Raw genomic sequence first — 24,990 nt, forward strand, 5'->3', positions numbered from 1 at the left:
CCTGCTCCTGCCGACGTTCTGCTGGTGGGGCTCGCCCTCGCCCGCCGTGCGGCGGGGAGGACCGGTGCGGGGAGGCGGATCAGGTGACCTGGTCCGCGTCGGCCGTCCAGGTGTTGCACGTGGTCAGGTCGCCGCCGGAGCCGAAGCCGGCCTCCAGCCAGCGCACCCGCGCCTCGGGGCTGATGGTGCGCGGGGGCGTGCCCTCGGTCCAGCTGGTCGGATCGGTCAGCGCGTCGCGCAGCTCGGAGGTGGGCTCCGCCGAGGACGGCATCTGCATGGTCGAGGCCGCGGCGATGCACTGCCACTGCAGGTTGTATCGGCGCCAGGCCTCGATGCCGCGCTCCTCGTCGGTGCCCTCGAGCTGGTCGGCGAGGGTCGTGTAGTAGGTGCCCAGCGAGCTGTTCCACGACACCGCCTGTGTGTACATGTAAGCGAGGTCGAAGAGGTACGCGCCCGGGATCGCGGCCTCGTCCTGGATGCCCACGCCCGTGCCGTAGCCCTCGGGCCAGTAGATGGTGGAGTTGAGGTTGCACATGCGCGGCTGGTCGGCGCTGAAGTTCGACTCGCACGGCGAGTCCGAGGGGATGTCCGGGTGCGTGTAGACCACGACGGTCGGCGAGACCCAGGGCAGCTCGCGATCGGAGCTGGCGGTGGCCCAGACCTGGTTCAGGCAGGTCGTGGCGGCGTCGAGCACGGCCTGCTGCTGCTCCTTGGTGGGCTCGGACGGGGTGGCCGGCAGGTCGCAGCTGCCGACGTCGGGCAGCTTCCCCGCGCTGAGCGGGTTGTCGGCCATGATCGCCCAGAGGTCGTCCGCATCGCCCGGCGGGACGTCGATCTGCGAGATGACCGTGAAGCCGCTGCCCTCGTCCTCCGGAGTGCTCGTCGCCTCCGTGGGCGAGGTCGTCTCCGGAGGGTTGGTGGTCCCGGTTGCTGTGGGCGGCTCGGTGGCCGCGGTGGACGGATCGCCGCCGGCGGCCGGCTCCCCGCTGCGGAGCGCCAGGAACGCGACCCCGCCGCCGACCACGAGGATCAGGACGACGACGCAGCTCGCGGCGACCGCGAGCAGCGCCCACGGGCGCTTCTTCTGCGGCGGCTGCGGCGGCGGACCCTGCGGGCCGCCGGGGCCGCCCGGACCCTGAGGGCCGCCATAGCCCGGACCCTGAGGGCCGCCATAGCCCGGACCCTGAGGGCCGCCGAAGCCGGGTCCCTGCGGTCCGCCGAAGCCGCTGTTCTGGGGAGCGCCGTAGTCGTTGCCCTGGGGTGCGCCGTACCCGTTGCCGTGAGGGGCTCCAGAGCTGTTGCCCTGCGGGGCGCCCTGCCCGGAGCCCTGCTGCTGCCACGGCTGCTGCCACTGCCCGCCCCCGTGCGAGCCCGGCTGCCCCGGCTGACCTGACTGCCCGCCCTGCTGGCCTGGCGGACCGCCCTGCTGCGGCCCTCCGGGACCACCCCACCCTGAGTTCGACATCGGCTTCCCCTCGCTCGCGCCACCTCGTTGCTCCGGGAAGGATATCTGTGCAGGCCGCGGCGGGGGAGGCGGTCTCGGAGCCCGCGGGCGTCCGACGGGCCGGTGACTCGCGGGTCACCAGGCCCTGACGTGCGACGTTCGCGGAGGAGGGGGAGCGTATCCCGATGCGGTCACGACTCCGGGCAGGGCGGGGGCGGTCGGCGGCTGTGGGAGGCGCCCGGTGCCGCCCGTCGGTGGCGGGTGCAGATCCCGAGGTGGCTCGGGGCCGGGCCCTCTCCGTGCGGAGTGTCCGGGCATGCGAACGGCCCCTGACTGCGAAACCGCAGGTCAGGGGCCGTTCGTTCGGCGGAGGATGGGGGATTTGAACCCCCGAGGGCGTTAACCCAACACGCGTTCCAGGCGTGCGCCATAGGCCGCTAGGCGAATCCTCCAGCGCTCAACATGAGCGGTGACCAGAGTACCTGAGAGGCCAGGTCCGCGCGAACCGAGCGGACGCAGGTCACACTCCCTCGCCCGAGGGGTCTCCCGAGTCCTCGCCCGAGGCGTCTACCGAGCGCGCCGCCCGTGCCGGTCCCGGGCCCGTGGAGTCCCGCACCCGCAGCACCGGCTCCGCGATGCTGCGCGAGTCCGTCACCCGCCCCTCCCTGCGCTCCTGCACCATCCGCGCCGCGATCCGCCCCATCTCTTGGCGGGGCTGGTTCACGCTGGTCAGGTGCGGGCGCACGGTGAGTGCGACCGCCGAGGAGTCGTAGCCGACCACGCTCAGCTGCCCCGGCACGGCGACGCCCAGATCCGCCGCGCGGTGCAGCACCCGCACCGCGGCGATGTCGTTGGCGGCGAACACCGCGGTCGGCGCGCCAGGGTCGCCGCGCCGCAGGCCGCGCAGGAGCATGTCGATCCCGGCGTCGGCCGAGTCCGGGCCGATCACCTCGACCCCGTCCTCCAGCCCGAGCCTCCGCGCCTCCGCGAGGAAGCCTGTGCGCCGCACGGCCGGACCGGGACGGCTGGACAAGGTCACGTGCGCGAGGCGGCGGTGCCCGGCCTCGACGAGGTGGCGCACCGCGAGCGCCGCCCCGACGGTGTCGTCCGTGATCACCGCGTCCGTACCCGGCACCGGATCCTGCATCCGCCCGATCACCGTCACCGGCACGATGCGGCCGGCCCGCTCGAGCGCCGCGGGCGGCAGCCACGTGGTCACGGCGATGATCCCGTCCACCTCGAGGTCCAGCAGGCGCGCCAGCTGCCGCTCCAGGTGCGCACTGTCGCGGCGGCCGTGGGCGATCACCACCCCGGCGCCGAGCCCCTCCGCGGTCGCCTCGATGCCCGCGATGACATCGGTGTGGTAAGGGTTCCCGAGGTCCGTGGGCAGCACCCCGAACAGGGAGGCCGCGCTGCGGCGGCGCCGGTACCCGAGCATTCGCGCGGCCTCGAGCACGCGGGCCCGGGTCGCCGGCGCGATGCCTGGGCGGTCGTTCAGCGCCATCGACGCCGCGGCCGACGACACCCCCGCGGAACGTGCCACCTCGGCGAGCGTGGGGCGGGGCGCAGTGGTGGACACCTCACCGGTCTACCAGGCGATTCCTGCACTGTGACCGGCACTTCTGAAGACTTTCAGTCCCTGACCCGAAGGCGTGGCAACCGGTTCATCCTCCGTTCATGGCACGCCTGCCGGACCGGCCTAGCGTCGAGGACGTGACCCCCGCTCCCCGCTCCCTCGAGCCCGCCGCCACCCTGCCGGAGGTCGGCCTCGACGCCCCGTCGGCCGACGCCCATGCGGATGACGACTCGTCGGCCGACGCCTCCCGGCTCCCGGCCCCGTCGGCCCTCCTGCTCGACTTCGGCGGCGTCGTGGTCACCACCGTCGCGCGCCTCACCTGGGCGCGCGAGCTCGCCGAAGACGTCGTGGACCGCGCCGCCGCGCTCGAGGTCCCGCTCGATCCCGCCCTGGTCGAGGAGTCCCTGCGCGCCGGCCGGACCGCCCTGTCGCTGTGGAAGAACGCCGCGTCGCGCCGGCTCGAGCCGCGCGAGCTCGCCCCGGCGGAGATCGTCGGCGACTTCCTCCTCGCCGACCTGCCCGCCGCCGTGCGCGCCGCCCTCACCCTCGAGGCCGAGGACCTGCTGGCCACCATGGCCGTCCTCGTCGCCGAGCACCACCAGCGCCCCGGCATCGCCGAGCTGCTCACCGAGTGCTCGACCCGCGGCATCCCGCTCGGCATCGTCTCCAACGCCCACTCCGGTCGCGCCCACCGCCGGATCCTCGCCGACCTGGGCCTGGACCGGTGCTTCGGCGTGCAGATCTACTCCGACGAGGTCGGGATCCGCAAGCCTCATCCCGGCATGCTGCGCCTCGCGGTCGAGGCCCTCGGCATCGCCCCCGCGGACGCCTGGTACGTCGGCGACACCTTGGACCGCGACGTCGCCGCCGGACGCCGCGCGGGCGTCGGCGCCGTGGTGATCACCCGCGACCGCCGCACCGACCACCCGCCGTTCCCCGTCGCCGAGGTCCCCGACCTCGTGCTCGACACCCCCGAGGGCCTGGTAGCGGCCCTGCGCGGGGCGCTCGCGCGCGCGGCCGACGGGGCTGCCGCCGATGTGTGGGCCGCCGACGGCTCCGCCGCGGCAGAGGTCGCCGAGGCGCAGGGCGCGACCCCGCGGACGGACGTCGCGCAGGCCGCCTCCGAGGCAGGCGTGTCATCGGCTCCGTCGGCGCGCCGCGGCCGGCCGGCCGTGCTGCTCGACCACGGCGGCGTGATCACCCTCTCCACCCCGAACCCGCACCGCGACGGCGAGGTCGGCGCGCTGATCGTGGAGCTCTCGGAGCGGATGGGCCACCCGGTCGACCTGGAGACCGCCTCCGCCGCGGTCGCGGCCGGCTGGGACCGCCACCGTGCCCGCAAGCGCGAGCGCGACGCGAGCGACGACCCCGCCCACCGTCACGACGAGATCGACCCCGCCGTGCTGTGGGGCGACCTCGTCGGCCGCGACCTCCCCGAGCCGCTGCGCGCGGCGCTGAGCCTCGAGGCGCGCGGCCTGTCGCTCGCCCTGCACCGCGCGAAGTCGGTCCCCGCCCCGCGCCCGGGCGCGCTCGAGCTGATCGCGTGGTGCCGCGCGCACGGGATCGTCGTCGGCATCGTCTCCAACACCGTCTCCGGCCGCGGGGTGCGCGAGATCCTCGCCCGCTACGGCGTGGCCCGCGACCTCGGCCCTTCCGCGTACTCCGACGAGATCGGGGTGCGCAAGCCCGGCGGCGCCATCTTCGAGGCTGCGCTCGCCGGGCTCGACACCGCCCCGGCGGACGTCGTCTACGTCGGCGACAAGGCACTGAACGACGGTGTCGGCGCGACCGCGGCCGGGATCGGCACCGTCTGTCTGCTGCGCGGCGGGAAGGACGCCGACGAGACCCTCGAGGCCGCGCTCGTCGCCGGCGAGGCTTACCACCTCCTGGACTCCCCGGAAGACCTCATCGACCTGCTCTCCGCGCGCCTGGCCGAGGCGCGCCCCTGAACCCGGCGCCGGGCCCCGGCGCCGTCACCCGCCCACCCCTCCGCACCGACCGAGTCCTTCCCCGCCCCACCGACTCAGCCCGCACGAGACCCTCCGCACCCGCCCCTGAAGGAGCCCCTTCATGTCCACCCAGATCCCCCCGCGACCGGCCGAGGACAAGCGTCCCGCCGGCACCGCCCAGTCCGGCACCGCCCAGTCCGGCACCGCCCCGTCCGGTACCACCCCGTCCGGAACTGCCTCTGTCACCTCCGTGCCGGCCCCCGTCGAGCCCGCCGCCGACCAGCGCCGCGGCACCCTCCGCGGCAGCGTCGACGGCCTGCGCTCGGTGGAGCTGTCCACCTCGCAGAAGCTCATGATCTTCGTGCTGTCGATGTCCCTGTTCGGCCTGTCGAACATCATCCTCGAGATCATCCCCGACCCCTCGATCGGTCCCGTCGACATCTCCGTGTCCTACATGGTGTTCGTGCCGCTGACCATCGCGGCGCTGTTCTCCCCGTTCTGGGCCGCGCTCGGCGCCCCGCTGGGCGAGATCGTGTTCACGGACCTGCTCATGGGTGACTTCTCCGGGCTCGCCGAGGTCGAGGGCTACCTGCAGATGTTCCTCGCCGTCTACATCGCCGGCTCCCTCATCCGCAATCCCCGCAGCCGCACGCAGATCTTCCTCGGCGCGATCGTGCTGGTCCTGGTCGACAAGATCCTCTCCATGGTCGTGGACCTGGGCAAGGTGTGGATCGGCGTCGAGGACGCCGAGCTCGTCGAGGGCCTGCCCCAGTCGATGATCGCGCTCGAGCTGATCGGCCTCGGCGTGGACGTGGTCATGTCCGGCATCCTGCTCGGCGCCCTCCCCGCCATGTGGCTGATCCCCGCCCTGCACGGCAAGATCGAGCCGCTCATGGGTATGCGCCCGCGCGTCCCCGGCGAGCCGATCCCCGGCCAGGCGAGGAACACCCCGCTGTTCGTCGCCTTCGCGCTCGTGCTGGCGGTGGTGTCCTTCGGCTTCGCCTTCCTCGAGGCCTTCGACCTGTCCGCCGGCGCCTTCGAGCCCGACTTCATCGTCCAGTTCGGCGACTGGTTCATCCTCGTCTCCGTCCTCGCGATCGCCCTCGTGCTGGGCGTGGCGATCCTGCTGTTCCGCGTCTCGCAGAGCTCGCGCCGCACCGGCGACGACGCCTGAGACCGGAGCCCGCCGTGCAGACCGTTCCCCCGACCACCGCCCCGTCGGCCGCGCCTGCCGCGACCGTCGCGACCGAGGTGCCTGAGGCGCCCGCCGCGTCGGCCGTGCCCGCGACTGGGGGGGCGCCCGCCGCCGAGGCGCCGCGCGACAGCGTCATCGTGGTGAAGGACCTGTCCTTCCGCTACCCGGGCACCGACCGCGACACCCTGCGCAACGTCGACCTCACCATCGAGCGGGGCGACTTCGTGGCGGTGGTCGGGGGTAACGGCTCGGCCAAGACCACCCTGTGCAAGACCTTCAACGGCCTCGTCCCGCACTACTGGAACGGTGACTTCGCCGGCTCCGTGCACGTGGACGGCGTCGACACCTGGGACTCGTCCGTCGCGGAGCTCTCCATCCGCGTCGGCTACGTCTACCAGGACTTCCAGAACCAGCTGGTGCGGCCGACGGTCCGCGACGAGGTCGCCTTCGGCCCCTTGAACTTCGGCCACGCCGACTACCGGGAACGCACCGAGGAGGCCCTTGCGCAGCTGGGCATCTCCCACCTGCGCGACCAGTTCGTCTGGCAGCTCTCCGGCGGCCAGGCCCACCTCGTCGCCCTCGCTGCCGTGCTCGCCCTGCGCCCCGAGGTGATCGTCGTCGACGAGCCCGTCGCCGAGCTCGACCCCGCCCGCGCCCGCGAGATCTACCAGCGCCTGCGCGCCCTGAACCGCGATCACGGCATCACCGTGATCACCATCGAGCACCACGCCGAGTTCATCGCCGAGTTCGCCCGCAGCGTCGTGCTCATGGCCGACGGCGCCCCCGTGTGGCACCTGCCCGTCGCCGAGGCGATGGCCCGCCACGAGGACCTCGCCGCCCACGGCGTCCCCGCCCCGGACGCCGTCGCCCTCAGCGCCGCTGCCGGCGCCGACCCGGTGGCGCTGGACGCCCCCTCGGCCGCGGAGGCGCTGCGGGACGTGGTGCTCGCGGCACCGCGGGTCGCCGAGGGGTCGGCGCCCGAGCCGGCCCCCGTCGGCCGCGGCGAGGTCATCGCCTCGCTCGAGCACGTCCGCCACGGCTACCGCTCCGTCGCGGGCGGCCTCTCCACAGTTCTCGACGACCTCTCCCTCGAGCTGCACGCGGGGGAGCGGGTGGCACTGGTCGGCACCAACGGCGCCGGCAAGACCACCCTGATGCGCCTGCTCACGGGCCTGATCGTGCCCCGTGCCGGGACCGTTCGCGTGGACGGGATCGACACGCGCAGCCGCTCCGCCGCGCGGATGGCCGACCACGTCTCCTACCTCTACCAGCACCCCCAGCAGATGTTCCTCAAGGACACCGTGCGCGAGGACATCGCCCTGTTCCCTCGCGACCGGGGCGTGGCAGACACCGAGCAGATCGTGGACCGGGTCATGGACCAGGTGGGCCTCGCCGCGCTCGCCGACCGCGACGGCCGCACCCTCTCCGGCGGCCAGCAGCGCCGCGCCACCCTCGGCATCGGCCTGGCCATGCAGCCGTCCCTGCTGCTGCTGGACGAGCCGACCTCGAGCCTGGACATCCGCTCCCGCGACGACGTCACCGCCATGCTCGCCACCCTCTCCCGCACCGTGCGCTGCGCCGTCGTCGCCACGCACGACATGGAGCTCGTGGCCACCTGGGCGACCCGCGTGATCGTGCTGGACCAGGGGCGGGTGCTCGCCGACGTCACCCCGCGCGAGCTCTTCTCCCGCCCCGAGGTCACCGAGCGCGCCCGGCTCATCCCGCCGCAGGCCGCCCGCATCGCGCTCGAGCTGGGGCTGAACTCGCTGCCGCTGACCGCGGCGGAGATGCGGGCGTGGCTGCCCGATCCCGCGGCGGGTCCGGGGACTTCGGCGGCGGGCCCTGCCGCGCCTGCTCCCACCGCTGCGACCGAGGAGGCTGTCTGATGGCCCGCCAGACCCATGACGTGCTCAGCGTGGACTGGGTGCGCCTCGAGCTGCTGCGCACCGCCTACTCCACCCGCGGCGGACTCTTCTCCCGCATGGACCCCCGCGCCGTGCTGGCCTGGTACCTCGTCATGGCGATCGCGCCCTGGCTCACTCACGACACCGCCGTGCTCGCGCTGCTCTTCGCGATCGGCGTCGTCGCCGTGGCCCTCGCCCGGGTGGGGCCGCTGGTGCTGGGCCTGTTCCTCATCGGCCTGCTCGGCAACGTGCTCGGTCTGTTCATCGCGTCGATCCTCTTCGGCGGCAACCTCGACACCCTCGTCGCCCTCGCCGAGCTGAACCTCAAGCTCGGCGCCGTGTCCATGGCGTCCATGGCGGCGTTCGTGTCCCTGGACCCCGAGAAGCTCTCCGACGCGCTGCTGTGGTTCCGCGCCCCCGAGCTGCTCGCCTTCGGCGTCAGCTACGGCTACCGCATGCTGCCGATTCTGGTGGACGAGTACGTCACCGTCTTCGAAGGGCAGCGTCTGCGCCACGCCCCCGTGATCCGCCGCGGCGTGCTCGGCTGGAGGGTGATCTGGCAGTGGTGCCGCCTCGCCGTCACTGCGTTCTACCCGATCATGCTCAACACCGCCAAGAACATCCGCACCACCGTCGAGGCGCTCGAGACCCGTGGCTTCACCTACGGCGCCTCGAACCCTGCCGGCCGCGCCCTCCGCCTCGCCTACCTGCGGATCAGCGCGCTGGACGTCGCGGTCGTCGCCGCGACCGTGCTGCTGGTGGTCGGCGCCTACTGGGCCGGGGGAGTGCTCGCGGGCTGAGCGGGGGCGCGGCCTGCACATGAGGCGCCGCTGTCCTCCGGGGCAGGGTGCCTGGTGTGTCGCTACAGGTGAGGCGTAGCGACGCCTCAGGCACCGTGACCGCGGGATGGCGACGCGTCAGGCACCCTGGTGCGCCGCCGTGCCCTGTCCTCCGGGGCAGGGTGCCTGGTGTGTCGCTACAGGTGAGGCGTAGCGACGTGTCAGGCACCGTGACCACGGGATGGCGACGCGCCAGGCACCCTGGTGCGCAGTCAGTCGCCCTCGGGCAGCAGCTCGGCGATGAGCGCTTCGACGCGGGAGCGGATCTTGTCCCGGATGGGCCGCACCGCCTCCACGCCCTTGCCGGCCGGGTCCTCGAGGACCCAGTCCTCGTAGCGCTTGCCGGGGTGGAACGGGCACGCGTCGCCGCAGCCCATCGTGATCACGACGTCCGAGGCGATCACCGCGTCGTCCGTGAGGATTTTCGGGCGCTGGGCGCTGATGTCGATGCCCTCCTCCGCCATCGCCGCCACGGCCGACGGGTTCACACCCTCCGCAGGCGCGGACCCCGCCGAGCGCACCTCGATGCGTCCACCGGAGAGGTGCTCGAGGTAGCCGGCAGCCATCTGCGAGCGGCCGGCGTTGTGCACGCAGACGAACAGGACCGAGGGGCGCTCGACCTCGTCTGCCGTCGGCGCCACGGGGGAGCGCGGCGCGGCCGACGGGGCGGGCGCGGCGGATTCGTCGGCCGACGGGGCAGCCACCTCGGTCGCGTCGCCCGACGGGGCAGGCGCCCCGGTCGCGTCGGCCGACGCGGCAGTGGCGGCGCTCGCGCCGTCCCCGTCGGCCCCGCCCGTCAGCTCCTCGAGCAGACCCTCGACCCGACGGTCGATGTCGTCGCGGACCAGCCGCATCCGCTCCTCGCCCTCGATGCCGCGCAGGGAGGGCTCGTCGGTCACCCAGGTCTCGATGCGGCCGCGCATGCCGGGGACCGGCTCGACGACCGCCTCCTCGCCGAGCGCCACCACGCGGTCCACGTGGGCGAGCAGCGCGGGGTCGATCGCGGTGGGGGTGCCGCCGGACATGTCGGCCCCCACCTCGGCGACGACCTGGGCGGACAGGGCGTTGATGGCGCTGCCGGGCTTCGTGCCGGCAGAGTGCACCTCGACGGTGCCACCGGCACGGTGCTCCATGAGGGCGGCCGCCATCTGCGACTTGCCGCCGTTCTTGACGCACACGAACAGGACGGAGGGGCGGGGGAGGGCGGCGGAGCCGGAGAACATGGGAGGTCCCTTCGGGGCGGGGGAGTCTGAGGTCGAGCGGTGGTGCGGTCAGGGAGTGGAGGCGGTCGGGCGGCGGAGCCGACGCAGGACGGTGGTCAGGCGGTGGAGACCGTGCGGCGCTCCGGGACGGGAGGGAGCGTCGGGTCGCCCGGGAACAGCCGCGGACCGATCGCCTTGGCGACGTAGACGAGCGCGACCAGCACGGGCACCTCGATGAGGGGGCCGACGGTGCCGGCGAGCGCCTGTCCGGAGGTCGCGCCGAAGGTGCCGATCGCGACCGCGATCGCGAGTTCGAAGTTGTTGCCGGAGGCGGTGAAGGCGACCGTGGTGGAGCGGGCGTAGTCCATACCCACCGCGCGCGAGGCGAGCAGTGCAAGTCCGAACATCACCACGAAGTAGACCAGCAGCGGCAGGGCGATGCGGACCACGTCGAGCGGAGCGGCGAGGATCGCGTCCCCCTGCAGGGCGAACAGCAGCACGATCGTGAACAGCAGCCCGTACAGCGCCCACGGGCCGAGCTTCGGCAGCACCTTCTGCTCATAGGCCGTGCGTCCCAGCCGGCGCTCGCCGAGCAGGCGCGTGAGGAAGCCGGCCACCAGCGGGATGCCGAGGAACACCAGCACGCTGAGCACGATGGCGCCGATCGAGAACTCGGCCGACGTGGTGGGCAGGCCCAGCCAGCTGGGGAGCACCTGCAGGTAGAACCAGCCGAGCGCCCCGAAGGCGACGACCTGGAACACCGAGTTGATCGCGACGAGCACCGCCGCGGCCTCACGGTCGCCGCAGGCGAGGTCGTTCCAGATCAGCACCATCGCGATGCAGCGGGCGAGGCCGACGATGATCAGGCCCGTGCGGAACTCGGGCAGGTCAGGCAGCAGCGCCCAGGCCAGCGCGAACATCAGTGCGGGGCCGACGAGCCAGTTCAGCACCAGCGAGGTCGCCATGAGGCGGCGGTCCCCGGTGATCCGGTGCGTCTCGTCGTACCGGACCTTGGCCAGCACCGGATACATCATCACCAGCAGCCCGATCGCGATCGGCACCGACACCCCGCCCACCTCGAGCGCGCCGAGCGCCTCGCCGATCCCGGGGACCAGTCGGCCGAGCAGGAGACCCACCGCCATGGCGGCGAGGATCCACACCGGCAGCCAGCGGTCGAGGAACGACATGGAGGACATGACCCCGGAGGCGTCGGGTGAGTGTTTTGAGGTGGGGCTGCCGTGGGGTACTGGGCTGCCCTGGAGCGTGGGAGTTCCACCGTGCGAGGGATCGCCGCCGCGACGGGTGGGCACGGGGGTGGCGTCGGCCGGGGCGGCCTGCGCGTCAGAGAAGGGTCCGTGAGGGGACATGGGAGCGACTTTCATATCGACGAGTGTCGATACGAAGCGTAGGCGGACGTATCGATAGGTGTCAATGTACGATGGCGGGCATGGCTGCCACCACGATCCTTCCCCTGCAGGACGTCTCCCCTGCATGCTGCGCCCTGGGGGAGGGGCCGCTCGGGGCCGACGACGCCGAGCGCCTGGCCGCCATGCTCAAGGCCCTCGCCGACCCCACGCGCCTGCGCGTGCTCTCCCATGTCGCGGTGCAGGGATGCGAGGCCGTCACAGCCGGCGACCTCACCGACGCGCTCGGCATCAGCCAGCCCACGGTCAGCCACCACCTGAAGAAGCTCGTCGAGGCCGGGCTCCTGGTGCGCGAGCAGCGCGGGCGCTTCGCGGAGTTCACCGTCGTGCCCGAGTCCTTCGCCGAGATCCGCCGGGTCCTCGACCTCGGCTGAGCCGCTGCGGTGACGGCCCCTCTGCGGTCCGGGTGCTTGAGGTGTCGCTTTCCCCGGGGCAGGGTGCTTGAGGCGTCGCTATCGCCGGGCCACGACGCCTGAGGCGTCGCTTGGGCAGCGTTTTGGCGACGCGCCAAGCACCGTCCCCTCGGTGGGAGCGACCGCCGCAGGGCCACGGTGCTTGAGGTGTCGCTATCCCCGGGCCACGGTGCCTGAGGCGTCGCTCGAGCACCGCTCCAGCGACGCACCACCCACCCTGCCCCGGCTGACGGAGGAGCCCCGCACGTGCACCACCCGGTACGCGCGCGGGGCTCCGTTCACCGCAACGACAGGGAGCTCAGTCCTCGTCGTCGAGCGCCTCGGGGTGCTTGCGGAGGTTGATGACGGCGGCGACGAGGCCGCCCCAGACGGTGACGATGGCGATGCACATCATGACGATGGCGGAGACAGACATGATCCCTCCTCGGGGACGGGTGCCCGGCCGCGGGGCCGGACGGCGGAGTCGGTCGGTGGCTTCGGTGAACTGCGTCGGTGAACTGCGTCGGTGAACTGCGTCGAGCTGCGGGAGCGGGGCGGCCGCTCGCGGTCGAGCTTTCCGGGCGGGCCCGCCCGCGCCTCAGAACTCGGCGGAGCGCAGCTCGTGCGGGGTCGTGGCCTCGGGGCGGACCACCAGGCCCTTGCCGGGGACGACCTCGGGGGCGATGGGGTCGCCGTCCGAGTCGGACTTGTGCAGGTTCGAGCCGGCCGGCCACGGGATCGCGGAGAGCACGATCGCGATGACCAGCAGGCCGATCGCCATCAGCCAGCCGAACACGAAGTTGAACCAGACCGGGTAGCCCGAGTAGGTCTCCCCCGAAGTGACCAGCTGGATGGTGCCGCCCACGAGGGAGAAGGCGAGAACGAGCGGGGCGATGATCGCCACGCACGCGTACCACCAGCGGCCGATGTGGAAGGTGCCGCGGAAGTTCAGGTGATCGCGCAGGGTCGGCATGCCGCGCACCACGTAGGCGACGATCAGCGAGGAGACCAGCGCCGCCGCGACGATGCCGTACTCGTTGACCCACTTGTCCATGACGTCCAGCAGCGGCAGACCCATGGTCGTCGAGAAGAGCACCGTGGAGACCACCGCGATCGGGACGCACACCCACAGGGTCGAGGAGACGCGGCCCAGGCCGAACTTGTCCTGCACCGCAGCGATGACGACCTCGACGATGGAGATCAGCGAGGTGAAGCCGGCGAGGATCAGCGAGCCGAAGAACAGCACGCCGATCAGGGCGCCGGCGGGGGCCTCGGAGATGATCGTCGGGAAAGCGATGAAGGCCAGGCCGATGCCGGCGGAGACGACCTCGTCGACCCGCACGCCCTGCGCCTGCGCCATGAAGCCCAGCGCCGAGAACACGCCGATGCCGGCGAGGATCTCGAAGCTCGAGTTCGCGAAGCCCACCACCAGGCCGGAGCCGGTGAGGTCGGTCTTCTTCTTCAGGTAGGACGAGTAGGTCAGCATGATGCCGAAGGCGACCGAGAGCGAGAAGAAGATCTGGCCGTAGGCCGCGATCCACACCGACGGGTTCAGCAGCGCGCCCCAGTTCGGGCGGAAGAAGGCGTCCAGGCCGTCGAACGCGCCGGGCAGGAACAGCGAGCGGATCACGAGGATCACGAACATGATCACCAGCAGCGGGATGAAGATCGTGGACGCGCCTGCGATGCCCTTCTGCACTCCGAGCGCCATCACGACGATCACGGCGACCCACACGATGAGCATGGAGATCAGCACGGTGGGGACGTAGTCGAAGGAGATGTCCACGTCAGCGCCTTCGAGAGCCTGCGTGTACTCGCCGAAGAAGCCGGCTGCGCCCTTCGGGTGGGAGTCCCAGCGCTGGTCGAGGGAAAAGACGGTGTAGTTCAGCGCCCAGGCGAGGATCAGTGCGTAGTACAAGGCGATGATCAGGGTGATCAGCACCTGCCACCAGCCGATGAACTCGGTCCAGCGCTTGAAGCGGCGCCATGCGGCGGGGGCCGACCCGCGCCAGCGGTGGCCGATGGCGTAGTCGAGGAAGAGCAGGGGGATGCCGGCCGTCAGCAGGGCGACAAGGTACGGCAGGATGAACGCGCCGCCGCCGTTGTCATAGGCCACGGCCGGGAAGCGCCAGATGTTGCCGAGGCCGACGGCGGAGCCGATGGCCGCGAAGATGAACGCGGTGCGGCCGCGGAATGCCCCGCGATCGGCGCTCGGCGCATGGGCGCCGGCTGAGGGGGACGTTGCACTCACGATGAGCCTCCGGGAGAGCTGCGCCCGGATGGGCGCGGGATGTGGGCCGACAGCGGTGGCGGCCCGGGGGAAGGTGTGCCGACGGGGACGTCGGCGGGACGGCCGACGGATCGGCCAGGTCGGCCGACGGGGGTCGGCCGGTGCGACCGCCGGGCGGCGGTGCGCGGAGGGCCGACGGGTGACGGCCGAGGACGGCCGACGGGGTCGGCCGGTGGGTCGCGGGGTGGGCGACCCGATGAGGAGGTGCGCGCGCGGGATCGCCGCGGAACACTGTGGGGGATCGTACCGCCCCGTCCGGCATGTGGAACGACGCGGCCCGGACTGTAGGCACATCGTGACCAAGGGGTAGGCGCCGCGCACCCCGTGTCGCGCGGGAGCCCGCCGGGCCGGACATGACGCCGGAGACGGTCACCGTCATGTCACGGCTCGGACAAGACGGCGGAACGTGCCGGTGCCCGCCGAAGGTCCCCCTTACAGTGAGACGCATGTCTTCTGAGCAGTCGGGGCGCGACGGCGCCCAGAATCCTGACGCCCGGCACACCGAGGTTTCTACCGCCTACCTCGACCAGCTCGACGAAGAGCGGGAGCTGGCGATGCGGACCTCCGTCCATCCGGGCTCCTCCTTCGACGGTGCCCCGTCGGCCCTGCGCGAGCGGCTCGAGGCGCTCGTCGCCGAGGACGGCCAGACCATGATCGACCTCATGCTCGACCTCGCCGAGCACCCCGAGGTCGCCTTCGAGGAGCATCGCTCCGCCGCCGCGATCGCGAAGGTCCTGGGCGATCACGGCTTCGAGGCGACGGTCGGCGCGTACGGCTTGGACACTGCAATCCACGCCGAGATCCGCGGCGAGGGCGGCGACGCCGAGGACGCCCCCACCTACGCGATCCTCTCCGAGTACGACGCCCTGCCCGGCGTCGGCCACGGCTGCGGCCACAACGTCATCGCCGTCATGGGCCTCGGAGCCTTCCTGGCTCTGGCGAGGCTCGCGAGCGAGGGCCCGTCGGCCGTGCCCGGCCGTGTCGTCTTCCTCGGCACCCCCGCCGAGGAGGGCCACACCGGCAAGGAGTACATGGCCCGCGAGGGCGCGTTCGACGGCCTCGACGGCGCGGTGATGGCCCATCCTTACGGTGGGTACGACCTGGCCGATCAGGCCTGGCTCGGCCGGCGCACCCTCACCGTCGAGTATCACGGCCACACCGCCCACGCCTCCGCGCAGCCGTTCATGGGCCGCAACGCCCTGGACGCCGCGAGCCTGATGTACCAGGGCATCGGCCTGATGCGCCAGCAGACCCCGCCGAGCGACCGCATCCACGCGGTGATCCGCGAGGGCGGGGAGCGTGCGAGCGTCGTCCCCGACTACGCGAAGCTCGACCTGTACGTCCGCTCCCAGCGCCCCGAGACCCTCAAGGACCTCTCGCGCCGCGTCGAGGACGTCGCCCGCGGCGCCGCGATGATGGCGGGCGTCGGCGTGACCGTCAGCTGGGACCAGCACCCGCCGTCGCTGCCCGTGCGCACCAACGAGGCGCTCACCGGCCGCTGGGTCGAGGCGCAGCGCCACCGCGGACGCGACCCGCTGCCCTACGGCGTGGTCTCGCCGTCGCTCGCCGCCTCCACCGACTTCGGCAACGTCAGCTACCGCGTGCCCGGCATCCACCCGGTCATCGGCATCTCCCCGGCCGATGTCGCGCTGCACACGCGCGAGTTCGCGCAGTGGGCCACCTCCGACCTCGCCCGCGAGGCGGCGGCCGACGGGGCCTACGGCCTCGCCGCGACCGTGCTCGACACCCTCCACGACCGCGACCTCGCCGCCGCTGTCGCTACGGAGTTCGAGGAGCTCGGCGGCGCGATCGACGTGCCTTCGTTCTTCGACTGATCCCCCGACCGATCCCGTCGGCCGACGGGGAGGGGCGCCCCGCCCCGACCGCCGCCCGACCAGACAGGACCGACCCGGCCGCCAGGCCCCGTCGGCCGACCATCCCAAACCCCCGCCCGGCCCACGCCGGACGGACCGCATCCCGACCAGGGCCACGGCCCCCGACCTCCGATTTGGAGCTCCTCCCATGACCGCTGCGAGCGCCGCGCCACCGGCCAAGACAAGCATCACCGACAAGATCCTGAACTGGATCGAATGGGCCGGGAACAAGCTGCCCGAACCGTTCATGCTGTTCCTGGTCCTGTTCCTCATCACCGGCATCGTCTCCACCGGCATGGAGTGGGCGGGCGTCGTCGTCACCGTGCCCGGCGCGGAGGAGGCCACGCAGGTCAAGGGCCTGTTCACCGGTGAGGGCCTGACCTGGTTCACCACCAACCTCGGCGCGAACTACATCGGCTTCCCGCCCCTGGTCACCGTGATGCCGATCCTGCTCGGCATCGGCATCGCCCAGTACTCGGGCCTGCTCGCCGCCGTCGTGCGCAAGGTCTTCGGCTCCTCCCCGGCCGCGCTGCTGCCCTACGTGGTCGGCTTCGTGGGCGTCATCGCCTCGATCATGGCCGACTCCGCCTTCGTGGTGATCCCGCCGCTGGCTGCGCTCGTGTTCAAGGCCGCCGGCCGCCACCCCGTGGCCGGTCTGCTGGGCGGCTTCGCCGCCGCCGGTGCGGGCTACTCCACCAACATCTTCCCGACCTCGCTGGACGCCCTGTTCGCCGGCATCACCACCTCGGTGATGGAGGCCCTGCCCGGCTTCCACTTCACCGCCGTGAACCCGGTGTCGAACTGGTTCTTCAACATCGTCTCGTCGATCATCCTCGGGTTCGTCGCCGGCTTCATCATCGACAAGTTCATCGAGCCGCGGATCATCCGCAACGGCATCTCCCGCGACGAGATCGCTACCGAGGAGGAGCACGAGGACTCCGCCGAGGACGCCGAGCACATGCGCGCCGCCCTCTCCCCGAAGGAGAACAAGGCGCTGCTCGCCACCATCATCGCGGCGGTGCTGCTGACCATCGTGGTGCTGCTGGCCGTGCTCCCGGGCGCGTCCCCGTGGCGCAACGAGGAGGGCGGCTTCCTGCCCAAGTCCCCGCTGCTCGCCTCGATCGTGTTCATCGTGGTCATGTACTTCATGGTGCTCGGCCTGGTCTACGGCGTCGTGGTGGGCACCCTGCGCAACACCCGCGATGCGGTGGCGATGATGACCTCCGCGCTCAAGGAGATGCTGCCGTTCATCGTGCTGGCCTTCATCCTGGGCAACTTCATCGCCCTGTTCAACTGGTCCGGCATCGGCACCTGGATCGCTGTCACCGGCGCCGCGGCGCTGGAGGGCATCGGCCTGACCGGCTTCGGCGCCATCCTCGGCTTCATCCTGCTGGCCAGCTTCCTGAACCTGTTCATCATCTCGGGCTCGGGCATGTGGGCGATCATGGCCGCGGTGTTCGTGCCGATGTTCGCGATCATCGGCTACGAGCCTGCGTTCACGCAGGCCGCGTTCCGCGTGGGTGACTCCGCCACCCAGGTCATCACCCCGATGAACCCGTACATGATCGTGCTGCTGGGCATGCTGCGGAGGTACCAGCCCGACGCGGGCCTGGGCACCCTGATGGCGCGCATGCTGCCCTTCGTGGTCCCCTTCTGGATCGTGTGGACCGTCATCCTCGCGGTGTTCTTCTTCTTCGACCTGCCGCTGGGCCCGGGCAACGGGATCTTCATGGCGGAGTGATGCCCTGGGGGTGACCTGACGGGAAGTCCTGAGACGGGATGCCGTGAGGGGACGCCCTCAGGCGTGACCTGAGGCGTGACCTGTGCGCGCTCACGGTCGATGTGCACGCTGACATCGACCGTGAGCGCGCACTGCTGTTCCCTGCATGTGGCGGCGGGGGCGGGGGCGGAGCGGACGCCCCGTGTGCCCCTGCGCCCGGTCCGCGGGGAGAAGTGGTCGGAATGCGTGGCGGATTCCAGCATGTGCTCCCCGTGCGCCGGCCGGTGCCCTCAGCGCTGGAGGGTGAAGCGGCGGTGCGGGCGGCCGAACGCGGTCACCGTCGGCCCCAGGGCGAAGCCGAGCTTCTCGAGCACTGCCGCGGAGGCGGGGTGGCGCAGGTCCACCAGCGCCACCAGCCCGGCTGGCGGGCGCACCAGTCCCAGTGGCCCGACCGCGGCCTCGACCACGGCACGCGCCGCCTCGGTCGCGAGGCCCCGTCCCCAGCAGCTGCGGGCCAGGGTATAGCCGAGCTCCACCCCGTGCGCGGTGCGCTCGAGCCCGGCATCGCCGATCAGCTCACCGGACTCCCGCTCGATCACCACCCAGAACGCGTAGCCGTGCGCGGCCTGGTGGGCGCGGTAGCCCTGCAGCGCCCGCTCCGTCTCCGTGCGGGACCACGGCTCGCCGTGAGCGACGTACCGCATCACCTCCGGGTCCCCGTAGACGCGATGCGCGGCCTCGACGTCGGCCATCTCGAAGGGGCGCAGGGCGAGGCGCGCGGTGCACAGCGGGAAGGCCAGGGCGGCGGGCGGACGGGCGCCGGGTGGACGGACGGCGGGCGGATGGTCGGCGGTCGGGGGAGCGGTCACGTCCCCAGTGTCCCCGGCGGCACCGGCGTGGGCGACCGCCCTCCGCACACAGCGTCCGGACAGCCCGCTCGCTGCGCGCCCCCGACCTGGCACCATGGGCTCCATGTCCCGCGCCGTCGCCCTGCCTCCCGTGCTGCTGGGCCTGGTGATCCTGCTGGTCGCCCAGCTGGCCGGGTCCGCCGCGTCGGAGCTGCTGGGCCTGCCGGTGCCCGGAGTGGTGCTCGGCCTGCTCCTGCTGGTGGTGCTGGGCGTGGTGCGCTGGACCCGGCCGGTGGTCCGCGCTGCCGAGCCCGCCGCCACCCCGCTCCTGCAGCACCTGCAGCTGCTGTTCGTGCCGCCCGGTGTCGGGATCGTCCTCGAGCTGCGCACCCTCGTCGAGAACGCGCTGCCGCTCGCACTCGCCGTGGTCGGCTCCTTCGTCGCGGCGCTGCTGGTCTCGGGCTGGCTGCTGCAGGCGCTGCTGCGCCGGCAGGACCGGCGGCGGGGGAACGGGGCGGGCCCGTCGGCCGACGGACCCGCTGGCCCCGGTGGACCCGCTGCTCCCGACGGACCAGCTGCCCCCGGCGGACCCGCTGCCCCCGGCGACCCCGCCGGGCCGACCGCTCCCGGGCAGGCTCCCGCATGAGCGCGCTGACGTCCCTGCCGGTGTTCGGCCTGGCCCTGACCCTCACCGTCTACCTCGGCGCGTTCTGGCTGTACAACCGCTTGGGCCGGCCCGGCCTCGCCTCGCCGGTGCTGATCACGGTGCTCGTGGTCGCCGGGGTGCTGGAGCTGACCGGCATGCCCTACGACCTCTATCTCCAGCAGGTCGCGCTGCTCACCGCGCTGCTCGGACCCGCGACCGTCGCCCTCGCCCTGCCGCTGCTGCGCCACGGCCGAGCACTGGTGAGCTCCACACCCGCCGTGCTCCTCACGCTCGCGGTCGCCGGCGCGGTGAGCGTGACCGTCACCGTCGGCGCGATGCGCCTGCTGGGGGCCGACGACGGCATCCTGCGCGCCGCCCTGCCGCGCTCGGTGACCAGCCCCGTCGGCCTCTCCATCGCCGAGTCGCTGCACGCGTCCGTGCCGCTCGCCGTGGTGCTCACTCTGATCTCCGGCGTGCTCGGCGCGGTGGTCGGACCGGCGCTGCTGAGCCTCATCAAGGTGACCGACGAGCGGGCGCGCGGCTTCGCGATCGGATTGACCGCGCACGGCATCGGCACCTCGCGCGTGCTCGGGGACTCGGCCGTCTCCGGGGGCTGGTCCAGCGCCGCGATGGTGCTGAACGCGCTGGTGATGACCCTGGTGCTGCCGATAGTCGCGGGGATCGCGACCGCGTGACGGTACCCCGGCTCAGCCCGCAGTGCGGTGGTGCTCGAGCGCCGTCTCGATCCAGGACGCCAGGTCCCCGTCGGCCGTGAGCGCCTCCTGCGCGACCAGGATCCAGCGGGGCCCCATCGATCGTCCCTCTCCCATGGTGGGCTGCGAGGTGCCGGGGCGCTCCATCAGCTGCTCGTGCTGGGTCTCGTCGACGCGCACCAGCAGCGATCCGTCCTTCCCGGCGCTGACCAGCATCCTCTCGTCGACCATGAGGGCGCGTCCGCCGAACATGGACACCTCGCGCACGGCGGCGTCCGCCGGCAGAAGGGCTCGCACGCGCGTGACCAGCGCGGACTGCTCTGGCGTCATGGCAGGGGCTCCTCGCCTCGGTGCTGCCCACGCTAGGCCACTCCGGGCCGCCTGCCAACGGAGCCTGCGGCACGGTCTCTCGCCATGTCCGACGGGGTGGCCGCTGCCGGCGGGGAGCAGTTGCCGGAATCCTGCACGCCTTCCGACCACTTCTCCCCGCAGACCTCGCCTGTCGGGGCGCTCCCGCAGCCCCCGTCGGTCGGGGCGGCTCACGAAGGCCTCACCTGTCGGGGCGCTCCCGCAGTCCCCGCCGAGGTGGCGCAGGGAACCTGCACCCTCGACGAAAAGCTGATGCCGTCCCTCAGGCGGGCAGGGCAGGATGGGCCACGCTCCGCCCGGACGCTTCATCGCGATCTCCCCTCGTGACGCCCCGGCACCGTTCCGCCTCACCTCGGCCCAGGCCGACGTGCGGTACCTGGAGCACCCCTTCGAGGACGGGATATGTCCTCGTACGCTCCTACGCTTCGACGGGTAACCCCACCCCGACGAGTTCCCGCTGTTCGCTCTGCCCCCCGGCCGCCCACCCCCGTCGGCGGGGCCGCCCGACCCTGCTCCGGGAGATCCCCATGCTCTGGACCCTCATCAGGCAGCACATCCGGCCCTACCTGCCGCATGTCGCCGCCGTGATCGTCCTCCAGCTCGCGACCGTGCTCGCGACGCTGTACCTGCCCAGCCTCAACGCCGACATCATCGACAACGGCGTGGCCACCGGCGACACCGACTACATCTGGCGCGTCGGCGGGATCATGCTGCTGGTCGCGATGGTCCAGGTGATCACGGCGATCACCTCGGTCTGGTTCGGCGCCCGCACCGCGATGGGGATCGGGCGCGACATCCGCCGCTCCGTCTACACGCGCGTGGACCGCTTCTCCACCGAGGAGATGGGCCGCTTCGGTGCGCCGACGCTCATCACCCGCGGCACCAACGACGTCCAGCAGGTGCAGATGCTCGTGCTGATGACGCTGAACATGATGGTCATGGTGCCGATCATGTCCATCGGCGGCATCATCATGGCGATCCAGGAGGACCCGGGGCTGTCGTGGCTCGTGTGGGTGTCCGTGCCCGTGCTGATCCTGATCGTCGGGCTGCTGATCATCCGGCTCATGCCGCTGTTCCAGCGGATGCAGGACAACATCGATGCCATCAACGGCGTGATGCGCGAGCAGATCATGGGCATCCGCGTGGTGCGCGCCTTCGTGCGCGAGCAGCACGAGACCTCCCGCTTCACCGACGCGAACGCCGCCCTGACCCGCACCTCGGTGAACATCGGCCGGCTGTTCATCCTCATGGGTCCGCTGATCACCGTGATCCTGCACCTCGCCACCGCCGCAGTGCTCTGGTTCGGCGGTCACCGCGTGGACACGGGGCTCGTCGAGGTGGGCGCGCTGACCGCCTTCATGCAGTACCTGCTGCAGATCCTTATGGCGGTCATGATGGGCACCTTCATGTTCATGATGTTCCCGCGCGCGATCATCTCCGCCCGCCGCATCGGCGAGGTCCTCGAGACGGTCCCCACCCTCCATGAGCCCGACGCCCCCATCGAGGTCAGCGACACAGAGGGCGGCGCGAGCGTCGAGTTCCGCGACGTCACCTTCACCTACCCCGGCGCTGAGTCGCCGGTGCTCGACCGGGTCTCCTTCACCGCCGAGGCCGGACGCACCACCGCCATCATCGGCTCCACCGGCGCGGGGAAGACCACGCTGGTCAGCCTCATCCCGCGCCTGCACGATGCGACCGACGGACAGGTGCTGCTGGACGGGGTGCCGGTGACGGACCTGTCCCGCGCCACCATCTCCGCGACCGTCGGCCTCGTGCCCCAGAAGCCGTACCTCTTCTCCGGCACGATCGGCCACAACCTCCGCTTCGGCGACCCGTCGGCGACCGACGAGCAGCTGTGGGAGGCGCTCGACGTCGCCCAGGGCACCGAGTTCGTGAAGGACCGCACCACCGGGACGGGGGAGGAGCTCGCCCGCGGCCTCGAGTCCTCCGTCTCCCAGGGCGGCACCAATGTCTCCGGCGGTCAGCGCCAGCGCCTGTGCATCGCACGCACCCTCGTCGCGGCGCCGCGTGTGTACGTCTTCGACGACTCGTTCTCGGCGCTGGACGTGACCACGGATGCCAAGGTCCGCGAGGGACTGGCCACCCGCACCCGCGGCGCGACGACCATCATCGTCGCCCAGCGGATCTCCACCATCACGTCGGCCGATCAGATCCTCGTGCTGGAGGAGGGTCGGATCGTCGGCCGCGGCACCCACGAGGAGCTGCTCGCGAGCAGCGAGACCTACCGGGAGATCGTCGACTCCCAGATCACCGCGGAGGAGCCGGCATGAGCGCGGAGAAGAAGCGCGAGAAGAAGAGCGCGCCGGCGACGACCACCGGCGCCGAGCTCACCGACGCCGAGATCCTCGAGATGCAAGACTCGATGACCAGCGAGTGGGGCGAGTCCGCACCGCGGAAGGCGAAGGCCTTCTGGCCCTCCGCACTCCGGCTGTTCAGGACGTTCGGCGACCACAAGCTCGCCCTCGCCATCGTGCTCGCCTTCGGCATCGCCTCCACCGTCCTCAGCGTGTGGGCGCCGCTGCTGCTCGGCGACGCGATGGACGTCATCTTCGACGGCTTCCTCGGCGACGGCGTGGACTTCGGTGCGCTCGGCCGGCTGCTGCTGCTGGTCCTCGGCGTCTACCTCGTTGCCTCGCTGTTCGACTGGATCCAGGGCTGGATCCTCAACGACGTCGTCATGCGGATCGTCTACCGGCTCCGCGAGCGGATCGAGGCGAAGGTCAACCGCCTGCCGCTGTCGTACTTCGACACCCGCCAGCGCGGCGACCTGCTCTCACGCACCACCAACGACGTCGACAACGTCCAGACCGCGCTCCAGCAGGCCTTCGCCTCGCTCATCTACGCGGTCCTCACCATCGTGGGCATCACCGTGATGATGTTCTGGCTGTCCTGGCAGCTCGCCCTCATCGCGATGATCGCCCTGCCGCTGTCCGCCGTGGTCATCGGCATCATCGGCACCAAGTCCCAGAAGCTGTTCACCGCCCAGTGGCGCAACACCGGCCGCCTGAACGGCCACGTCGAGGAGTCCTTCACCGGCCACGACCTGGTCACCGTCTTCGACCGCCAGGACTCGATGCGCGAGCAGTTCGACGAGCGCAACGAGGAGCTGTGGGAGGCCTCGTTCAAGGCCCAGTTCTACTCGGGAATGATCATGCCGATCATGCAGTGGGTGACCTACGTCGGCTACGTCGGCATCGCCGTGGTGGGCGGACTGCGCATCGCGAGCGGACAGATGTCGCTCGGCCAGGTCACCGCCTTCATCCAGTACTCGCGCGAGTTCAACGCGCCGCTCGGCGAGGTCGCCGGCATGGCGAACATGCTCATCTCCGGCGTCGCCTCCGCCGAGCGGATCTTCGAGCTGCTGGACGCCGAGGAGCAGCAGCCCGACGGCGAGATCACCGCCCGCGAGGTCGCGGCCGACGGGGAGTTGCGCGAGCGCCGGATCGAGCGCGCCGAGCTCACCGCCCCCACCCGCGGCCGGGTCGAGTTCGACCACGTCGCCTTCTCCTACACCCCGGAGAAGCCGCTGATCAGCGACCTGTCCCTGGTCGCCGAGCCGGGGCAGACGGTCGCGATCGTCGGCCCGACGGGCGCCGGGAAGACCACCCTCGTGAACCTCGTGATGCGCTTCTACGAGATCGATGCCGGGCAGATCCGCCTGGACGGCGTGGACATCCGCGCGCTCGATCGCGGGGCCGTCCGCTCCCAGGTGGGCATGGTGCTCCAGGACGCGGTGCTGTTCGGCGGCACCATCCGCGAGAACATCCGCTACGGCCGCCTCGACGCGACCGACGAGGAGGTGGTCGCCGCCGCGCGCGCCACCTTCGTGGACCGCTTCGTGCACACCCTCCCCGACGGCTACGACACCGTCATCGAGGACGAGGGCGCGAACGTCTCCGCCGGTGAGCGCCAGCTCATCACCATCGCCCGCGCCTTCCTCGCCGATCCCGCCCTGCTCATCCTCGACGAGGCCACCTCCTCGGTGGACACCCGCACCGAGGTGCTCGTCCAGCACGCGATGGCGGCGCTGCGCACCGACCGCACCAGCTTCGTCATCGCGCACCGCCTCTCCACCATCCGCGACGCCGACGTCATCCTCGTGATGGAGCACGGCGACATCGTCGAGCAGGGCTCGCACGAGCAGCTGCTCGAGGCGGGCGGCGCCTACCACCGGCTGTACTGGTCCCAGTTCGCGGCAGGGGTGGACCCCGACGAGGACGAGGCGGTGCGCGAGGGCTCGGTGCGCGAGGGCACGACGACCGGCGCGATCCCCGCGGTGGACGCGGAGGGCTGACGGCCGACGGGGCCGGGCGGTTGGAGGTCCGGCGGCCGACGGTGTCTGGCGGTTGGAGGTCCGACGGCCGACGGGGCCGGGCGGCCCCGCCTCTCCCTGCCTGAGTCGTGCGCGCTCACGGTCGATGCCGGGTCTGGCGTCGACCGTGAGCGCGCACAAGTTTGTCCGGGCCCCGCCGACGGGCGGTGCGCCCGCGGTGCGGAGCACATGAGAGCTGGTTCGAGACCGGTTTGACGGCGGACGCGGGGTGGACGAAGGTAGGGGATCCTGAGGGGGGGGGACGATGGGGA

General features: G+C 72.0%; 19 protein-coding genes, 1 tRNA gene and 1 pseudogene. 11 read left to right on the forward strand and 10 right to left on the reverse strand.

Annotated features, from left to right (window positions below):
• Positions 1-79: 79 nt before the first annotated feature.
• From HNR70_RS16310 to HNR70_RS15435, 3 genes are all read right to left on the reverse strand, one after another.
• Entirely contained in the window at positions 80-1,465 is a 1,386-nt protein-coding gene (locus tag HNR70_RS16310) for a hypothetical protein (RefSeq protein ID WP_281383225.1), read from the reverse strand.
• A gap of 346 nt (positions 1,466-1,811) precedes the next feature.
• Positions 1,812-1,896: transfer RNA gene (locus HNR70_RS15430), tRNA-Ser, on the reverse strand.
• A gap of 68 nt (positions 1,897-1,964) precedes the next feature.
• The gene (locus HNR70_RS15435) at positions 1,965-3,023 is read right to left on the reverse strand and encodes a LacI family DNA-binding transcriptional regulator (RefSeq protein WP_312857698.1); all 1,059 of its coding nucleotides are present in this window, start codon (positions 3,021-3,023) and stop codon (positions 1,965-1,967) included.
• Positions 3,024-3,157: 134 nt separating this feature from the next.
• On the opposite strand from HNR70_RS15435, the gene HNR70_RS15440 reads away from it, so the two are divergent.
• The 4 genes from HNR70_RS15440 to HNR70_RS15455 all read left to right on the forward strand — a co-directional run bounded on the left by HNR70_RS15440 (position 3,158) and on the right by HNR70_RS15455 (position 8,868).
• Positions 3,158-4,969 carry an HAD family hydrolase gene (locus HNR70_RS15440; RefSeq protein ID WP_184326436.1) on the forward strand — a complete coding sequence of 604 codons (1,812 nt, stop codon included), beginning with the start codon at positions 3,158-3,160 and terminating at the stop codon, positions 4,967-4,969.
• A gap of 121 nt (positions 4,970-5,090) precedes the next feature.
• Positions 5,091-6,143: a DUF8171 family membrane protein gene (locus HNR70_RS15445; RefSeq protein ID WP_246375260.1), complete on the forward strand. Its 1,053-nt coding sequence runs from the start codon at positions 5,091-5,093 to the stop codon at positions 6,141-6,143.
• Positions 6,144-6,157: 14 nt separating this feature from the next.
• Positions 6,158-8,050: an ABC transporter ATP-binding protein gene (locus HNR70_RS15450; RefSeq protein WP_376768830.1), complete on the forward strand. Its 1,893-nt coding sequence runs from the start codon at positions 6,158-6,160 to the stop codon at positions 8,048-8,050.
• Entirely contained in the window at positions 8,050-8,868 is an 819-nt protein-coding gene (locus tag HNR70_RS15455; protein ID WP_184326437.1) for an energy-coupling factor transporter transmembrane component T family protein, read from the forward strand. The genes HNR70_RS15450 and HNR70_RS15455 overlap by 1 nt, the downstream gene beginning before the upstream one ends.
• Positions 8,869-9,119: 251 nt before the next feature.
• Here the strand turns inward: HNR70_RS15455 and HNR70_RS15460 are convergent, their stop codons facing one another.
• The 3 genes and pseudogenes from HNR70_RS15460 to arsB form a co-directional block, all read right to left on the reverse strand.
• Complete coding sequence (locus HNR70_RS15460; protein ID WP_184326740.1) at positions 9,120-9,548, reverse strand: arsenate reductase ArsC; 429 nt, start codon at positions 9,546-9,548, stop codon at positions 9,120-9,122.
• A gap of 168 nt (positions 9,549-9,716) precedes the next feature.
• Positions 9,717-10,130: pseudogene (locus HNR70_RS16135) on the reverse strand (arsenate-mycothiol transferase ArsC); the annotation flags it as partial.
• A 95-nt stretch (positions 10,131-10,225) separates the two neighbouring features.
• A complete protein-coding gene (gene arsB, locus HNR70_RS15470) occupies positions 10,226-11,305 on the reverse strand; it encodes an ACR3 family arsenite efflux transporter (RefSeq protein WP_184326438.1) in 1,080 nt (359 codons plus the stop codon).
• A gap of 251 nt (positions 11,306-11,556) precedes the next feature.
• Here arsB and HNR70_RS15475 point away from each other — a divergent pair, with 251 nt between their 5' ends.
• Positions 11,557-11,907, forward strand: a complete 351-nt coding sequence (locus HNR70_RS15475; protein ID WP_246375262.1) for an ArsR/SmtB family transcription factor — start codon at positions 11,557-11,559, stop codon at positions 11,905-11,907.
• A gap of 337 nt (positions 11,908-12,244) precedes the next feature.
• On the opposite strand, the gene HNR70_RS15480 is transcribed toward HNR70_RS15475, so the two are convergent.
• Positions 12,245-12,361: a methionine/alanine import family NSS transporter small subunit gene (locus HNR70_RS15480; protein WP_184326440.1), complete on the reverse strand. Its 117-nt coding sequence runs from the start codon at positions 12,359-12,361 to the stop codon at positions 12,245-12,247.
• 162 nt (positions 12,362-12,523) lie between these two features.
• A complete protein-coding gene (locus tag HNR70_RS15485) occupies positions 12,524-14,176 on the reverse strand; it encodes a sodium-dependent transporter (RefSeq protein WP_184326441.1) in 1,653 nt (550 codons plus the stop codon).
• 485 nt (positions 14,177-14,661) lie between these two features.
• Between HNR70_RS15485 and HNR70_RS15490 the strand changes: the two genes are divergently transcribed.
• Positions 14,662-16,050, forward strand: a complete 1,389-nt coding sequence (locus tag HNR70_RS15490; RefSeq protein WP_184326442.1) for a M20 family metallopeptidase — start codon at positions 14,662-14,664, stop codon at positions 16,048-16,050.
• Between the two features lie 187 nt (positions 16,051-16,237).
• Positions 16,238-17,830 carry an AbgT family transporter gene (locus HNR70_RS15495; RefSeq protein ID WP_184326443.1) on the forward strand — a complete coding sequence of 531 codons (1,593 nt, stop codon included), beginning with the start codon at positions 16,238-16,240 and terminating at the stop codon, positions 17,828-17,830.
• 269 nt (positions 17,831-18,099) lie between these two features.
• Here HNR70_RS15495 and HNR70_RS15500 read toward each other — a convergent pair whose 3' ends face one another.
• Positions 18,100-18,678 carry a GNAT family N-acetyltransferase gene (locus tag HNR70_RS15500; protein ID WP_312857699.1) on the reverse strand — a complete coding sequence of 193 codons (579 nt, stop codon included), beginning with the start codon at positions 18,676-18,678 and terminating at the stop codon, positions 18,100-18,102.
• Positions 18,679-18,781: 103 nt separating this feature from the next.
• Here HNR70_RS15500 and HNR70_RS15505 point away from each other — a divergent pair, with 103 nt between their 5' ends.
• Both HNR70_RS15505 and HNR70_RS15510 read left to right on the forward strand, forming a co-directional pair.
• A complete protein-coding gene (locus HNR70_RS15505; RefSeq protein ID WP_184326445.1) occupies positions 18,782-19,303 on the forward strand; it encodes a CidA/LrgA family protein in 522 nt (173 codons plus the stop codon).
• On the forward strand, positions 19,300-19,998 hold the full coding sequence (locus tag HNR70_RS15510) for an LrgB family protein (protein ID WP_184326446.1): 699 nt from the start codon (positions 19,300-19,302) through the stop codon (positions 19,996-19,998). The genes HNR70_RS15505 and HNR70_RS15510 overlap by 4 nt, the downstream gene beginning before the upstream one ends.
• 12 nt (positions 19,999-20,010) lie before the next feature.
• Here the strand turns inward: HNR70_RS15510 and HNR70_RS15515 are convergent, their stop codons facing one another.
• Positions 20,011-20,346 (reverse strand): TfoX/Sxy family protein, encoded by a 336-nt coding sequence (locus HNR70_RS15515; RefSeq protein WP_184326447.1) that lies wholly within the window; start codon positions 20,344-20,346, stop codon positions 20,011-20,013.
• Positions 20,347-20,912: 566 nt separating this feature from the next.
• Here HNR70_RS15515 and HNR70_RS15520 point away from each other — a divergent pair.
• Positions 20,913-22,676, forward strand: coding sequence for an ABC transporter ATP-binding protein (locus tag HNR70_RS15520; RefSeq protein WP_184326448.1), 1,764 nt, complete (start codon positions 20,913-20,915; stop codon positions 22,674-22,676).
• Positions 22,673-24,700 carry an ABC transporter ATP-binding protein gene (locus tag HNR70_RS15525; RefSeq protein ID WP_281383226.1) on the forward strand — a complete coding sequence of 676 codons (2,028 nt, stop codon included), beginning with the start codon at positions 22,673-22,675 and terminating at the stop codon, positions 24,698-24,700. The genes HNR70_RS15520 and HNR70_RS15525 overlap by 4 nt, the downstream gene beginning before the upstream one ends.
• Positions 24,701-24,990 lie beyond the last annotated feature (290 nt).

Origin of the sequence: Brachybacterium aquaticum, from assembly GCF_014204755.1 — a bacterium.
GTDB classification, from domain to species: domain Bacteria; phylum Actinomycetota; class Actinomycetes; order Actinomycetales; family Dermabacteraceae; genus Brachybacterium; species Brachybacterium aquaticum.

What these genes read in the sequence shown, in the direction of transcription:
- HNR70_RS15505 (WP_184326445.1), top strand. Translation starts at nt 18,782, where the DNA reads ATGTCCCGCGCCGTCGCCCTGCCTCCCGTGCTGCTGGGCCTGGTGATC.
- HNR70_RS15510 (WP_184326446.1), top strand. Translation starts at nt 19,300, where the DNA reads ATGAGCGCGCTGACGTCCCTGCCGGTGTTCGGCCTGGCCCTGACCCTC.
- HNR70_RS15520 (WP_184326448.1), top strand. Translation starts at nt 20,913, where the DNA reads ATGCTCTGGACCCTCATCAGGCAGCACATCCGGCCCTACCTGCCGCAT.
- HNR70_RS15495 (WP_184326443.1), top strand. Translation starts at nt 16,238, where the DNA reads ATGACCGCTGCGAGCGCCGCGCCACCGGCCAAGACAAGCATCACCGAC.
- HNR70_RS15455 (WP_184326437.1), top strand. Translation starts at nt 8,050, where the DNA reads ATGGCCCGCCAGACCCATGACGTGCTCAGCGTGGACTGGGTGCGCCTC.
- HNR70_RS15445 (WP_246375260.1), top strand. Translation starts at nt 5,091, where the DNA reads ATGTCCACCCAGATCCCCCCGCGACCGGCCGAGGACAAGCGTCCCGCC.
- HNR70_RS16310 (WP_281383225.1), bottom strand. Translation starts at nt 1,465, where the DNA reads ATGTCGAACTCAGGGTGGGGTGGTCCCGGAGGGCCGCAGCAGGGCGGT.
- HNR70_RS15480 (WP_184326440.1), bottom strand. Translation starts at nt 12,361, where the DNA reads ATGTCTGTCTCCGCCATCGTCATGATGTGCATCGCCATCGTCACCGTC.
- HNR70_RS15490 (WP_184326442.1), top strand. Translation starts at nt 14,662, where the DNA reads ATGTCTTCTGAGCAGTCGGGGCGCGACGGCGCCCAGAATCCTGACGCC.
- arsB (WP_184326438.1), bottom strand. Translation starts at nt 11,305, where the DNA reads ATGTCCTCCATGTCGTTCCTCGACCGCTGGCTGCCGGTGTGGATCCTC.
- HNR70_RS15525 (WP_281383226.1), top strand. Translation starts at nt 22,673, where the DNA reads ATGAGCGCGGAGAAGAAGCGCGAGAAGAAGAGCGCGCCGGCGACGACC.
- HNR70_RS15475 (WP_246375262.1), top strand. Translation starts at nt 11,557, where the DNA reads ATGGCTGCCACCACGATCCTTCCCCTGCAGGACGTCTCCCCTGCATGC.
- HNR70_RS15515 (WP_184326447.1), bottom strand. Translation starts at nt 20,346, where the DNA reads ATGACGCCAGAGCAGTCCGCGCTGGTCACGCGCGTGCGAGCCCTTCTG.